Origin of the sequence: Citrobacter sp. A316 (genome assembly GCF_002042945.1) — a bacterium.
Classification (GTDB): domain Bacteria; phylum Pseudomonadota; class Gammaproteobacteria; order Enterobacterales; family Enterobacteriaceae; genus Citrobacter; species Citrobacter portucalensis.
Genome location: NZ_MVFZ01000027.1, coordinates 18,170 through 32,437 on the forward strand (window position 1 = coordinate 18,170; position 14,268 = coordinate 32,437).

The following is a 14,268-nucleotide window of genomic DNA, read 5'->3' on the forward strand; positions in this document are numbered from 1 at the left end:
ATTGACAGAGGTTAAGTAAATGATTGTTTACCCGGTTAAACATAGCCCGTTATTGCGCCAGCCAGAACATTTTATTGCCAGGGATGAATTAAAAACACTGATCAAAAAGGTGACGCATAACCTGGTCAATATTCATGACGAAACCGGCGAGTTCTTGCTGCGTCTGGACGATGGACGCGTAATTGATACCAAGGGCTGGGCGGGATGGGAGTGGACCCACGGCATCGGTTTATACGGGATGTATCAGTACTATCTGCAAACCGGCGATGAAACGATGCGCGATATCATCGACAGCTGGTTTACCGATCGCTTTGCCGAAGGCGCAACCACCAAAAATGTGAATACCATGGCGCCATTTTTAACGTTGGCGTATCGCTATGAAGAGACGCGTAATCCCGCGTATCTGCCGTGGCTCGACAGCTGGGCTGAGTGGGCAATGCATGAGATGCCGCGTACCGCATTCGGTGGTATGCAACACATCACGCTGGCGGAAGAAAACCACCAGCAGATGTGGGATGACACGCTGATGATGACGGTTTTACCGCTGGCGAAGATTGGCAAGCTACTCAATCGCCCGGACTATATCGAAGAGGCAACGTATCAGTTCCTGCTGCACGTGCAAAATCTGATGGATAAAGAAACAGGGCTGTGGTTCCACGGCTGGAGCTATGAAGGAAATCACAACTTTGCCAATGCCCGCTGGGCGCGTGGCAACAGTTGGTTAACTATCGTGATCCCGGACTTCCTTGAATTACTTGATTTACCGGAAAACAATGCTGTTCACCGCTATCTGGTACAGGTCCTGAACGCGCAAATCGCGGCGCTGGCGAAATGCCAGGATGAAAGTGGGTTGTGGCATACCTTGCTGGACGACCCGCAGTCGTATCTGGAAGCATCGGCAACTGCCGGATTTGCCTATGGGATCCTCAAAGCAGTACGTAAACGCTATGCTGGGCAAGAGTATGCGCTGGTGGCCGAAAAAGCCATTCGCGGCATTGTGCAGCATATTTCACCGGAAGGTGAACTGCTGCACACCTCGTTTGGTACCGGGATGGGACACAATCTCGATTTCTACCGCAATATTCCTCGGACCTCCATGCCTTACGGACAGGCGATGGCGATGCTGTGTCTTACCGAATACTTGCGAAAGTATTTTTGATATCGGTGTTCGATGGCGATACCGCTATCGGACCTGATGGTTCAGTCGTCACTGTTTGTACCGTGTTGTCCTGCGGGGCAAACAGATGATCCATGATTTGACGCATTACCGGCGCGGCGGTGACACCATCGCTGCCGCCGTTTTCCAGAATTAATGCCACCGCGACTTTCGGGTTCTTATAGGGTGCAAATGCGGTATAAAACACGTGGTCGCGCAATCGGACAGGGATCATCTTCGCATTGTAGGTTTGATTTTCTTTCAGGCTAAAGACCTGTGAGGTGCCACTTTTCGCCGCAATGCCATAAGGCGCGGTGTGAAAGAACTTATAACCTGTACCATTGGGTTCATTCGCCATGCCGAACATCGCCTGACGCACCAGTCCCCAGTAGGGCGATGAGGCTGAGGCGATTTGTGACGGTGCTTCTGGAGCCTGATACGGCGTGATGGTTTTGCCGCTCTCTTCATCGAGCAGCAGGTGAGGGACGATAACCTTACCGTTGTTAATCAGTGCGACCATGGCTTTTACCATCTGGATAGGCGTGGCAATCCAGTAGCCCTGGCCGATGCCAACTGAAATAGTATCCCCCTGATACCAGGCTTTTTTGTGCACTTTTTGCTTCCATTCACGGCTCGGGAGCAGGCCGTTATACTCCTCATCAAGATCGATGCCGGTCGGTTTACCGTAACCAAACTGGCTGAGCATGCTGTTAATCCGGTCGATCCCCATCATATACGCCACCTGATAGAAGAACGTATCGGCAGACTCTTCTATCGCTTTGGTGACATCCAGCATACCGTGGCCCGTTTTTTTCCAGTCACGGTAATGTCGCTCGGTGCCGGGTAGCGTCCAGGTAGGAGCACCGAAGAAACTGGTCTGCGGCGTGATCACACCATTCAGTAATGCCGACATCGCCATATACGGTTTGACCGTTGAAGCGGGAGGGTACAACCCCTGCGTGACGCGGTTGATTAATGGCAGGTCTTTATCCTGGAGTAGCTTGTTATAGTCCTGATAGCTGATGCCTTTGACAAACGGATTAGGGTCATAGCTGGGGTTTGAGACCATCGCCAGTACGGAACCGTCGTGTGGATCTTCAACCAAAACGGCGGCACGCTGGCCAGCCAACAGGCTCTCAATATATTGCTGTAAATGTAAATCCAGCGTCAGATGGATATCTTTTCCGGCAACGGGCGGCACATCTTTGATCAGGCGTACGATGCGTCCGTGGTTATCTACTTCCACCTCCTGATAACCGGTCTTTCCATGCAGTTCGTTTTCGTAATAGCGCTCAATACCTTGCTTACCAATGTTGTGATCGGCGGCGTAGTTCTCTGCCTGACCCTTTTGATCCAGTGCTTTCAGGTCGTTGTCATTGATTTTTGAAACATAACCCAGGACATGCGCCAGCGCCGCGCCATAGGGATACTGGCGGTCTTCGTAGCTATTGATGTTGACGCCGCTAAAATGAAACTGGTTTACCGAAAAACGGGCGATTTCGACATCGGTAAGCGCATTTTTTAGCACCACAGGACGATAGCGGCTGCTGGCTTTCAGCTCATGGCGAAACTGGTCTATGTCATCAGGAGTGAGGTCAACGATCGGCGTAAGCTGCTGGATTAACGCATTCATATCGCTGATTTTATAAGGCGTAACGGAAATATCGTACCAGGTAACGTTGCGCACCAGCGGGATGCCGTTGCGATCGTAAATCATGCCACGCGTTGGGGCGACGGGCAGCATTTTGATGTCGTTTGCATTCGACCGGGTGGTGTAATACTGGTGCTGACAGATTTGTAAGTTATACAGATTGTAAATCAGGATGCCAAAACAGATGACTACCAGGCCAAAGGCCACCAATACACGCCGCTGGAAGAGTTTTTCTTCCGCCTCAAAATCTCTGAATGTCATTGACCCGTACCCGATTAATTCGCCGCCTAATGATACGGAGGCTTAGACGGGATGACAGGCAAAAGATGTTCCATATCTCTAGGGAAATGTGTCATTCCTTGTGGGTTGTTACAAATTACAGTAAGCGTAGCCGTTTCTCGCCGGCCTGAGAGCGCTGACTACGAGGGTGGTCATTCGGGAAAATAAAAAAGCCCGCGACATAGCGCGGGCTTTCACAGTACTGGAGGTGATTACATACGTTCTACGGTTTCGATACCCAGTGTATCCAGACCCAGCTTCAGGGTTTTCGCCGTCAGCTGTGCCAGTTTCAGTCGGCTGTTGCGAATCTCTTCGTTTTCAGCGCTGAGAATAGGGCAGTGCTCGTAGAAGCCGGAGAACAGACCAGCAACGTCGTACAGGTAAGCACACATCACGTGTGGCGTACCTTCACGCGCAACGACGGTCAGCGTTTCTTCAAACTGCAGCAGACGCGCCGCCAGTTGAGCTTCGCGATCTTCGCTGATAACGACCTGCGCATTTGCCAGCGCGCTTTCGTCGATATCTGCTTTACGGAACACGGACAGTACGCGGGTATAGGCGTACTGCATATATGGCGCGGTGTTACCTTCGAACGCCAGCATGTTGTCCCAGTCGAAGATGTAGTCGGTAGTACGGTTTTTGGACAGGTCCGCATATTTTACCGCGCCGATACCGACCGCATTTGCCAGTTTTTCCAGCTCGTCGGCAGGCATGTCCGGGTTCTTCTCCGCGACCAGACGACGTGCGCGCTCCAGCGCTTCATCCAGCAGATCGGCCAGTTTAACCGTGCCGCCCGCGCGGGTTTTGAACGGTTTACCGTCTTTGCCGAGCATCATACCGAACATGTGGTGTTCCAGCGGCACTGAATCCGGCACATAACCAGCTTTACGTACGATGGTCCAGGCCTGCATTAAGTGCTGATGCTGACGGGAGTCGATGTAATACAGTACGCGATCGGCATGCAGGGTTTCGTAACGATATTTGGCGCAGGCGATGTCGGTTGTGGTGTAGAGATAACCGCCATCTTTCTTCTGAATGATAACGCCCATCGGTTCGCCTTCCTTGTTCTTATACTCATCAAGGAATACGACGGTAGCGCCTTCGCTTTCAACAGCCAGGCCTTTAGCTTTGAGATCGGCCACGATACCAGGCAGCATCGGGTTGTACAGGCTTTCGCCCATGACGTCGTCACGGGTCAGGGTAACGTTGAGGCGATCGTAGGTTAACTGGTTCTGCGACATGGTAATGTCGACCAGTTTGCGCCACATCTCGCGGAAGTATTCGTCGCCGCCTTGTAGTTTCACGACATAACTACGGGCGCGTTCCGCGAAGGCTTCATCTTCGTCGTAATGTTTTTTCGCATCACGGTAGAAACCTTCCAGGTCAGCCAGCGCCATCTCTCCCGCATTTTCCTGCTGCTGTTTTTCCAGCCATGCAATGAGCATACCGAACTGAGTACCCCAGTCGCCAACGTGGTTGGCGCGGATAACTTTGTGACCGAGGAACTCCAGCGTACGCACCGCCGCGTCACCAATGATGGTGGAACGCAGGTGACCAACGTGCATCTCTTTCGCTACGTTAGGCGCGGAGTAGTCAACCACGACGGTTTGTTTAGCCGGTTGAGTGACGCCCAGACGATCGGAAGCCAGCGCCTGCTGAACGTGCTGCGCCAGAAATGCCGGATCGAGAAAAATATTGATAAAGCCCGGGCCTGCAATTTCAACTTTGCTGGCAATCCCGTTGAGATCCAGATGAGTCAGCACCTGCTCAGCCAGTTGTCGCGGCGCCATACCCAGTTTTTTAGCGACAGCCATCATGCCGTTAGCTTGATAGTCGCCGAACTGTACTTTTGCTGACTGACGAACCTGCGGTTCGCAATCTGCAGGCGCGCCTGCAGCAATCATGGCCTGACTGACTTTTTCTGAGAGAAGAGCCTGAATATTCACCGGAATACCTTACATTTATGAAGCGGCCTAAAATTCACCGCACCAGTTTAAGAATTAAGGGCGGGAGTATACTGCAAATGCCCGTTGGCGTCAGCATTGTGTGTACCGCCAGTAGCCTGAAATATAAACAATGCAATGGTGTAAATTTTTTCATGATGTGTTCGGAAAAAACAGCTGTTGGATGGCGCAGCGCAACAGAGTAAATTAGCGACTTTGAACATGGATATGAGCTTTTAATATGGCAAACTGGCAAACCGTTGCAGAACTACAGGATATTTCTGCAGATTTACCGCATTTCACGCAGGCATTAACGGAACTTTCTACCCGTCTTGGGCTGGATATCACAGGTCTGGAAGCCGATCACATTTCCTTGCGTTGCCATCAAAATACCACCGCAGAACGCTGGCGTCGTGGGTTTGAGCAGTGCGGTGAATTGTTGTCAGAAAACATCATTAACGGCAGACCTATTTGTCTTTTTAAACTGCATGAGCCGGTTTGTGTGCAACATTGGCAATTTTCCATCGTCGAGCTGCCGTGGCCGGGCGAAAAACGCTACCCACATGAAGGCTGGGAACATATTGAAATTGTTCTGCCGGGAGAGGCGGAAACGTTGAATGCGCGCGCGCTGGCGCTGCTTTCCGATCACGGTCTGAGTCAACCGGGCATATTTGTGAAAACCAGCTCGCCAAAAGGTGAACGTGAGCGTTTACCGAATCCGACGCTGGCGGTCAGCGATGGCAGCGTAACGATAAAATTCCATCCGTGGTCGATTGAAACCATCGTGGCAAGCGAACGTCAGGAGTGAGCATGGCTTTACTGGAAATCTGCTGTTACAGCATGGAGTGTGCGCGTACGGCGCAGCAAAACGGCGCGGATCGTATTGAGCTTTGCTCGGCACCCAAAGAAGGGGGCTTAACGCCGTCACTGGGTGTCTTGCGTTCTGTTCACCAGCACATTTCGATTCCCGTCAATCCCATTATTCGCCCACGCGGAGGGGACTTTTGCTACACCGAAGGTGAATTCGCTGCAATGCTGGATGATATTGCGATGGTCAGGGAACTGGGATTCTCAGGGCTGGTGACCGGCATTTTAGATGCGGATGGCAATGTCGATATGCCGCGCATGGAGAAAATAATGATTGCCGCCGGTTCGCTGCAAGTCACTTTTCATCGGGCCTTTGATATGTGTGCTAACCCACTCAATGCGCTTAAAAAATTAGCTGGTTTGGGCATCTCCAGAGTACTCACTTCAGGGCAAAAATCAGATGCGGCGCAAGGTTTAACAAAAATAATGGAACTTATTGCGCAGCCCGGTGCTCCAATCATTATGGCCGGAGCGGGGGTTCGCGCCTCGAATTTGTCCCTGTTCCTTGATGCTGGGGTGCAGGAAGTCCACAGTTCTGCCGGAGTATGGCTGGCTTCACCAATGCGTTATCGCAATTCGGGGTTGTCGATGTCTTCGGATGCGCAGGCGGATGAGTATTCTCGCTATGCGGTAGACGGGACGGCGGTTGCTGAAATGAAAGCAATCATTGCACACCATCAGGCCAGCTGATTTTACCGTTGCATCATGTCGCCCAATATGATGCTTGCTCGTACCAGGCCCCTGCAATTTCAACAGGGGCCTTTTTTTATCCTTCTCCTGCATATTTCGGTCTGCTACTGCGTTGGCTTTCCTCGCGCACCCCGGTCACGTAGTTATCTACGCTCCCGAGGATTTGCTGCGTCGCCGCCTTGTCGCAAACCGAACTATTTTGGAGAAAATGTGCCACCAGTCAAAAATGACTAGGGCTTACGCGCAATCAATACCGCGCGTAATGGAGCAGGGTAGCCTTCCACCGTTTTGCTGTGGTCGTTCGGATCGAGGAAGTCGGCCAGCGACTCGGTTACCATCCACTCGGTGCGGCGCTGCTCTTCGGTGGTGGTGACGCAGACATCGGCGATGCGCACATCAACAAAACCGCATTTTTCCAGCCAGCTTTTTAGCGCCAGCGCAGATGGAATAAAGTAGACGTTACGCATCTGTGCGTAGCGATCGCCCGGCACCAGTACGGTATTTTCATCACCTTCGACGACCAGCGTTTCCAGCACCAGTTCGCCATCTTTAACCAACTGATCCTTTAACTGCCACAGATGTTCCAGCGGCGAGCGGCGGTGATAAAGCACGCCCATGGAGAACACAGTGTCAAAGGCGTTGAGCGCTGGAAGTTGCTCAATGCCCAGCGGCAGCAGGTGAGCGCGCTGGTCATTGCCCAGCAGTTTACGTACCGCCTCAAACTGGCACAGGAACAGTTGCGTAGGATCGATGCCAACCGCCAGATGTGCCCCCGCGCCAATCATGCGCCACATGTGATAGCCACTGCCGCAGCCGACGTCAAGAATGGTACGACCGGTGAGATCAGACAAGTGCGGCAGGACACGATCCCACTTCCAGTCGGAACGCCATTCGGTATCAATGTTGACGCCGTACAGCGAGTACGGTCCTTTACGCCATGGCATCAGGTTACGCATCAGGGTGTCGATACGTTTAAGCTGACCTTCGCTGAGCGGCTCTTTGCTTTCTGCAGTAACGCTGTGCAGTAAGTCCAGACGATGCGGCGTCAGCTCGGGCAGAAACTCGACGGCGTTTGACCATTGCTTAAAAAGACCGTGCTGATCGCGCTGCCAGGCAGCGATTTGTGCCGGAAGCGTTTCCAGCCAGTGGGAAAGATGGTTTTTGGCTATCAGCTGATAAAAGTTACCAAAGTCGATCATGCACTAACCTCAGCTTTCAGCGCCACCAGAGAACCAAAGTTGAAGCACTGGAACCACAATTCGCTGTGTTCGAAGCCTGCCTGATGCAGCCGTGCTTTGTGCGTTTCGACCGAGTCGGTCAGCATCACGTTTTCCAGCATGCTGCGCTTCTGGCTAATTTCCAGTTCGCTGTAGCCATTGGCCCGTTTGAAGTCGTGGTGCATGTTGAACAACAGTTCGCCAACGTTAGCGTCTTCAAAGCTGAATTTTTCAGACAGCACCAGCGCGCCGCCGGGATTCAGCCCTTGATAAATCTTATCCAACAATGCCTGGCGCTCAGGTGGCTCAAGGAATTGCAGGGTAAAATTCAGCACCACCATCGAAGCGTTTTCGATAGTAATGTTGCGAATATCGCCTTCGACAACCTCAACCGGGGTCGGTGCCTTATAGGCGTCAATATGACGACGGCAGCGCTCAACCATCGCTGGGGAGTTATCGACGGCAATAATTTTGCAATTCTCGTGATGAATATTGCGACGCACCGAGAGCGTCGCCGCGCCCAAAGAACAGCCCAGATCGTAGATCTGCGTGTTGGGTTGCACGAAACGTTCGGCCAGCATGCCAATCATAGAAATGATATTGGAATAGCCAGGAACGGAACGCTGGATCATATCCGGGAAGACTTCAGCTACCCGTTCATCAAAGGTCCAGTCACCCAGACTGGCGATAGGCGCAGAAAAAAGCGTGTCGCGGTGAGACATAACGTAAAAATCCGGGAAAAATAAAGTGGCGTATTGTGCGCTAATGCAGGGAGAAAACCAACTCCCAGGGCATATACCAAAGATTTGCCAGCACCATTAGCAACAGCGAACACCAGGTTGCGCTCATGCCCGAACGGCGCCAGCGGAAAAGCCGGTGGTGGAATCCGTAATAATGCATCAGACGTCCGGCAATCAACATCAGCCCGCAAATATGCACCATCCACGTCTCTGCGCCGTTCATTTCCATAAATAACAGCAGCACTAACGCGACGGGAATATATTCCACCGCATTACCGTGAATGCGGATAGCGCTTTGCAGCTCGCTAAAACCTCCATCGCCATAGGCAACGCGATATTGCATGCGCAGGCGAACGACGTCAAAGGAGAACTTTATTAACAATAACGCACCCAATACGGCATAAAGCGCGCTTACCATACAAACTCCCTTTTAAAATGGCTGCTGGCACTGACTATGATAGGTGGCATTTTCAGAAAAGAGAAGATTGCTGTGGAATAGAGGGAGCTGATCCGATCTCTGGCAGAGCACTGCGTAAATCCGCCCATAGCGTATCAACAAGCTCCGGGGCTTGCGCGATGTCCGGTGTATGCAAAAACAGATACGGCGTCGTGGTGCGTTGCCATTGCGGCAGCTTGGTCAGCCAGACGGCAAAAAGTTCGCTGTTTTGCGCCATATTATCGCTACCGATAAAGCGTACCATCGGATGGTTTGCCGTCACCACGGCATGCACCGGAACCTTCGGTTTCTTGCGCTGGGCGTCACGTATGGCTTCGGTATGTGGGATTGCGGCATGTACCGGTCGACTGTCCAGAATCACCCGGTTTACTCCACGCTCGTGTAAACCGCGATTAAATAGCTGTTCGGCTTCGCCTTTGGCAAAGAACTCCGGATGGCGAACTTCCACACCGTAGGTAAAGGATTTCGGGAGCGCATCGAGAAACTGCCACAGGGCAGGCAGGTCGCGTGGGCCAAAAGTCGCGGGTAATTGCAGCCAGTATTGTCCAATACGCGATTCCAGTGGCGACATGCGTGTAAAAAATTCCTGTACCAGGTCATCACAATTACGCAGCGCTGCCTGGTGCGAAATAGTCGCCGGAAATTTAAAACAAAATCGAAACGCATCGGTAGTCTGTGCCTGCCAGCGGGAAACAATATCGGCTTTTGGCAGCGCGTACAGCGTAGTGTTGCCCTCCACGCAGTTAAAGTGGCGGGCATACTCTTCAAGGCTGGTGATCCCCAGACGCACCCATTTTGGATGCGACCACTGGGGTAAACCGATGTAGATCATAGCGCTTGCAGAATCTCCTCCACGATGCGAACGCGCGCAATGCGCGGGAAAATATGGGTCATGCTGCCCTTGTGTTGCTCAGCACTGGCGGCGCTACAGGCATCCTCTGCAATGATAAGACTGAAACCCAGCTCCCACGCATTTCGCGCCGTCGACTCAACGCCAATGTTCGTCGAGATCCCGCACAGAACGATGGTATCAATACCCCGGCGACGCAGCTGCAATTCCAGATCGGTGCCATAGAAGGCTCCCCACTGGCGTTTAGTCACTTCGATATCGCTGGCGCATTTCCCCAGAGCCTCCGGGTAATCCCACCAGTTTTCGGGCAACGCTTTTGCCGGAGTCTGAGCATCTACGGGTTGTTTCAGCGCTTCGGCGTAATCGTCAGACCAGCCGACGCGCACCATTACCACCGGGGAACCGTGGGCACGGAATTTTTCCGCCAACTGCGCGGCGCGGGTAACCACATCATGTGCCGTATGAGGCCCGCCAGCGAAAGGCAGGATCCCTTCCTGTAAATCAATCACGACAAGGGCGGTTGTTTTAGCGTTCAATTCCAGCATGGTCACTCCAGTAATAAAAGAATTCCGTTACACCTTAATCGCGAATCAGTGTGAAAGGGGCGACAATTTTTGTTATTTTTTGTGAGATTACGCAATGCCCGTCCAGGAAACAGGCGTACAGTCAGTACCGAACTGAGAGTCTATCCCAGTAGGCTCTTATCGTGCGGCAGAATTTCCAGTATAATAGCCGCCTTTTTTCATTCAGTTGTGACATTCAGCTAAAGCTGCGACTTCGTCATCTGCGAGACAGGTGACAATCCGCCTGCGGCAAAGTTAAGGGATATCTCATGCGTACAGAATATTGCGGACAGCTACGTCTGTCCCACGAGGGGCAGCAGGTGACTCTGTGTGGTTGGGTCAACCGTCGTCGTGATCTTGGTAGCCTGATCTTTATCGATATGCGCGACCGCGAAGGTATCGTGCAGGTATTTTTCGATCCGGACCGTGCGGACGCGTTAAAGCTGGCCTCCGAACTGCGTAATGAGTTCTGCATCAGGGTTACGGGCACCGTGCGTGCGCGTGACGCGAAAAACGTCAACGCCGATATGGCGACGGGCGAAATTGAAGTGCTGGCCTCCGACCTGACCATCATCAACCGTTCAGACTCGCTGCCGCTGGACTCTAACCACGTCAACACTGAAGAAGCGCGACTGAAGTATCGCTATTTAGATCTGCGTCGCCCTGAAATGGCGCAGCGCCTGAAAACGCGTGCCAAAATCACCAGTCTGGTGCGTCGCTTTATGGACGACCACGGCTTCCTCGACATCGAAACACCGATGCTGACTAAAGCGACGCCGGAAGGTGCGCGCGATTACCTGGTACCTTCTCGCGTACATAAAGGTAAATTCTACGCACTGCCGCAATCACCTCAGTTGTTTAAACAGCTGCTGATGATGTCTGGCTTTGATCGCTACTATCAGATCGTAAAATGCTTCCGTGATGAAGACTTACGTGCTGACCGTCAGCCAGAATTTACCCAGATCGACGTTGAGACTTCCTTCATGACCGCACCGCAGGTGCGTGAAGTGATGGAAGCGCTGGTGCGTAACCTGTGGCTGGAAGTGAAAGGTGTGGATCTGGGTGATTTCCCGATCATGACCTTTGCCGAAGCTGAGCGTCGTTACGGTTCCGATAAACCAGACCTGCGTAACCCGATGGAGCTGGTTGACGTTGCCGATCTGGTGAAAAACGTTGAGTTCGCAGTGTTCTCTGGTCCGGCAAACGATGCGAAAGGCCGCGTAGCTGCTCTGCGTGTACCGGGCGGTGCTGCACTTAGCCGTAAGCAGATCGACGATTACGGTAACTTTATTAAGATTTACGGCGCGAAAGGCCTGGCTTACATCAAAGTCACCGAACGTGCGAAAGGTCTGGAAGGTATCACCAGCCCGGTTGCTAAGTTCCTGAACGCAGAAATCGTGGAAGCGATTCTGGCGCGTACCGGTGCGCAAGACGGCGACATGATTTTCTTCGGTGCCGACAACAAGAAAGTAGTTGCCGACGCGATGGGCGCGCTGCGTCTGAAACTGGGTAAAGACCTGAACATCACCGACGAAGCCAAATGGGCGCCGCTGTGGGTTATCGACTTCCCAATGTTTGAAGACGATGGTGAAGGCGGACTGACCGCCATGCACCACCCGTTCACCGCGCCGAAAGATATGACGGCCGCTGAGCTGAAAGCTGCGCCGGAAGACGCGGTTGCCAACGCGTACGATATGGTCATCAACGGCTACGAAGTGGGCGGCGGTTCCGTGCGTATTCACAACGGCGACATGCAGCAAACCGTATTCGGTATTCTGGGCATTAACGAGCAAGAGCAGCGTGAGAAATTCGGCTTCCTGCTGGATGCGCTAAAATACGGTACACCGCCGCATGCGGGCCTGGCATTTGGTCTGGACCGTCTGACTATGCTGTTGACCGGTACTGATAACATTCGTGACGTTATCGCTTTCCCGAAAACCACGGCTGCAGCGTGTCTGATGACTGAAGCGCCAAGCTTTGCCAACGAAGCAGCGCTGGCGGAACTGAGCATTCAGGTTGTTAAGAAGGCCGAGAATAACTGATATGACATATAAACAGCCTGTCTCGGTGTTAGTCGTGATTTATGCAAAGGACACCGGGAGAGTGCTGATGTTACAGCGACGCGACGATCCTGATTTCTGGCAGTCGGTCACCGGCAGCCTTGAAGAAGGTGAAACCGCGTCGCAAGCCGCTATGCGCGAAGTAAAGGAAGAGGTCGCCATTGATGTTGCATCTGAGCAACTGACCTTAATTGACTGTCAGCGCACGGTGGAGTTTGAGATTTTTAGCCATTTACGTCATCGCTATGCACCGGGAATTGAACGTAATACTGAATCCTGGTTTTGCCTGGCACTTCCCTCAGAACGAGAGATCGTGTTCACCGAACATCTGACCTATCGTTGGGTTAATGCGGTTGAAGCCGCCCAATTAACCAAGTCGTGGAGTAACCGGCAGGCGATTGAAGAGTTTGTAATTAACGTCGCCTGAAAAGGCGCGCTTTTTGGAGATATTATTTATGGCAGGTCATAGTAAATGGGCCAACACCAGACACCGTAAAGCAGCGCAGGATGCTAAACGCGGTAAAATTTTCACCAAAATAATTCGTGAGCTGGTGACGGCGGCTAAACTGGGCGGCGGCGATCCGGACGCTAACCCGCGTCTGCGTGCAGCGGTTGATAAAGCGCTGGCTAACAACATGACCCGTGACACCCTGAACCGTGCAATTGCGCGCGGCGTGGGTGGTGATGAAGATTCCAACATGGAAACCATCATCTATGAAGGTTACGGTCCTGGCGGTACAGCCGTTATGATTGAATGTCTGTCTGACAACCGTAACCGTACCGTTGCGGAAGTGCGTCACGCGTTCACGAAAACGGGCGGCAACCTCGGTACCGACGGTTCAGTGGCTTACCTGTTCAGCAAAAAAGGCGTGATCTCCTTTGAACAAGGCGATGAAGACGCCATCATGGAAGCAGCGCTGGAAGCAGGTGCTGAAGACGTTGTGACCTTCGACGACGGCGCAATTGACGTTTACACCGCGTGGGAAGAGATGGGCAAAGTGCGTGACGCGCTGGAAGCGGCTGGTCTGAAAGCGGACGCGGCTGAAGTGTCTATGATTCCATCCACTAAAGCAGATATGGATGCAGAAACAGCGCCGAAGCTGATGCGTCTGATCGATATGCTGGAAGACTGCGACGACGTGCAGGAAGTTTACCATAACGGCGAGATCTCTGATGAGGTTGCAGCTACCTTAGAATGAGGTGGCTGTACCGCAACCTGACAGGAGGTGCGTGATGTCTATTATTCTCGGCATTGACCCGGGGTCGCGCATCACCGGTTATGGCGTAATCCGTCAGGTCGGCAGACAGCTGACCTACCTCGGGAGCGGCTGCATTCGTACCAAAGTTGACGATCTCCCGTCACGTCTGAAGTTGATTTACGCGGGCGTGACGGAAATCATCACCCAGTTCCAGCCGGACTATTTTGCCATTGAGCAGGTCTTTATGGCGAAGAACGCCGACTCGGCGCTAAAGCTGGGACAGGCACGCGGCGTGGCAATCGTTGCGGCGACCAATCAGGATCTTCCGGTCTTTGAATACGCGGCCCGCCAGGTGAAACAGACCGTGGTGGGGATCGGTAGCGCTGAAAAAAGCCAGGTCCAGCACATGGTTCGCACGCTGCTAAAACTTCCGGCGAATCCGCAAGCGGATGCCGCGGATGCGCTGGCGATTGCCATTACCCACTGCCATGTCAGTCAGAACGCCATGCAAATGAGCGAGTCGAGGCTGAATTTAGCGCGAGGTCGATTACGTTAGTGACAAATGAGGCTGGATATCTATCCAGCCTTTTTTTATG

The 14,268-nt window shown here is 52.7% G+C and carries 14 protein-coding genes; 7 read left to right on the top strand and 7 right to left on the bottom strand.

The genetic code is table 11. The features are described from left to right. Positions 1-19: 19 nt before the first annotated feature. Entirely contained in the window at positions 20-1,159 is a 1,140-nt protein-coding gene (locus BZK41_RS24285) for a glycoside hydrolase family 105 protein (protein ID WP_079939877.1), read from the top strand. Here the strand turns inward: BZK41_RS24285 and mrdA are convergent. Together mrdA and argS are read right to left on the bottom strand one after the other, a co-directional pair. Beyond that, entirely contained in the window at positions 1,131-3,068 is a 1,938-nt protein-coding gene (mrdA, locus tag BZK41_RS24290) for a penicillin-binding protein 2 (protein WP_079939878.1), read from the bottom strand. The two genes, BZK41_RS24285 and mrdA, sit on opposite strands and share 29 nt — an antisense overlap. A gap of 230 nt (positions 3,069-3,298) precedes the next feature. Beyond that, positions 3,299-5,032, bottom strand: coding sequence for an arginine--tRNA ligase (argS, locus tag BZK41_RS24295; protein ID WP_079939879.1), 1,734 nt, complete (start codon positions 5,030-5,032; stop codon positions 3,299-3,301). A 238-nt stretch (positions 5,033-5,270) separates the two neighbouring features. On the opposite strand from argS, the gene BZK41_RS24300 reads away from it, so the two are divergent. Both BZK41_RS24300 and cutC read left to right on the top strand, forming a co-directional pair. Continuing rightward, positions 5,271-5,837, top strand: a complete 567-nt coding sequence (locus BZK41_RS24300; RefSeq protein ID WP_003833855.1) for a VOC family protein — start codon at positions 5,271-5,273, stop codon at positions 5,835-5,837. A gap of 2 nt (positions 5,838-5,839) precedes the next feature. Continuing rightward, positions 5,840-6,586 carry a copper homeostasis protein CutC gene (gene cutC / locus BZK41_RS24305; protein ID WP_079939880.1) on the top strand — a complete coding sequence of 249 codons (747 nt, stop codon included), beginning with the start codon at positions 5,840-5,842 and terminating at the stop codon, positions 6,584-6,586. 230 nt (positions 6,587-6,816) lie between these two features. Here the strand turns inward: cutC and cmoB are convergent, their stop codons facing one another. From cmoB to BZK41_RS24330, 5 genes are read right to left on the bottom strand one after another with little or no spacing between them, the layout of a single operon-like run. Continuing rightward, on the bottom strand, positions 6,817-7,785 hold the full coding sequence (gene cmoB, locus BZK41_RS24310; protein ID WP_079939881.1) for a tRNA 5-methoxyuridine(34)/uridine 5-oxyacetic acid(34) synthase CmoB: 969 nt from the start codon (positions 7,783-7,785) through the stop codon (positions 6,817-6,819). Beyond that, entirely contained in the window at positions 7,782-8,525 is a 744-nt protein-coding gene (gene cmoA / locus BZK41_RS24315; protein WP_079939882.1) for a carboxy-S-adenosyl-L-methionine synthase CmoA, read from the bottom strand. Before cmoA ends, cmoB begins: the two co-directional genes overlap by 4 nt. A gap of 40 nt (positions 8,526-8,565) precedes the next feature. Continuing rightward, the gene (locus tag BZK41_RS24320; protein ID WP_003833847.1) at positions 8,566-8,961 is read right to left on the bottom strand and encodes an MAPEG family protein; all 396 of its coding nucleotides are present in this window, start codon (positions 8,959-8,961) and stop codon (positions 8,566-8,568) included. A 52-nt stretch (positions 8,962-9,013) separates the two neighbouring features. After that, positions 9,014-9,832 carry a DUF72 domain-containing protein gene (locus BZK41_RS24325; RefSeq protein ID WP_079939883.1) on the bottom strand — a complete coding sequence of 273 codons (819 nt, stop codon included), beginning with the start codon at positions 9,830-9,832 and terminating at the stop codon, positions 9,014-9,016. Further along, a complete protein-coding gene (locus tag BZK41_RS24330; protein WP_079939884.1) occupies positions 9,829-10,395 on the bottom strand; it encodes a hydrolase in 567 nt (188 codons plus the stop codon). Before BZK41_RS24330 ends, BZK41_RS24325 begins: the two co-directional genes overlap by 4 nt. Positions 10,396-10,682: 287 nt before the next feature. Between BZK41_RS24330 and aspS the strand changes: the two genes are divergently transcribed. From aspS to ruvC, 4 genes are read left to right on the top strand one after another with little or no spacing between them, the layout of a single operon-like run. Continuing rightward, entirely contained in the window at positions 10,683-12,455 is a 1,773-nt protein-coding gene (aspS, locus tag BZK41_RS24335) for an aspartate--tRNA ligase (protein WP_079939885.1), read from the top strand. A 1-nt stretch (position 12,456) separates the two neighbouring features. Beyond that, positions 12,457-12,900, top strand: a complete 444-nt coding sequence (gene nudB / locus BZK41_RS24340; protein WP_003034863.1) for a dihydroneopterin triphosphate diphosphatase — start codon at positions 12,457-12,459, stop codon at positions 12,898-12,900. 28 nt (positions 12,901-12,928) lie between these two features. After that, positions 12,929-13,672 (top strand): YebC/PmpR family DNA-binding transcriptional regulator, encoded by a 744-nt coding sequence (locus BZK41_RS24345; protein WP_003833836.1) that lies wholly within the window; start codon positions 12,929-12,931, stop codon positions 13,670-13,672. A gap of 34 nt (positions 13,673-13,706) precedes the next feature. Beyond that, positions 13,707-14,228 carry a crossover junction endodeoxyribonuclease RuvC gene (ruvC, locus tag BZK41_RS24350; protein WP_003034867.1) on the top strand — a complete coding sequence of 174 codons (522 nt, stop codon included), beginning with the start codon at positions 13,707-13,709 and terminating at the stop codon, positions 14,226-14,228. The last annotated feature ends 40 nt before the right edge of the window (positions 14,229-14,268 follow it).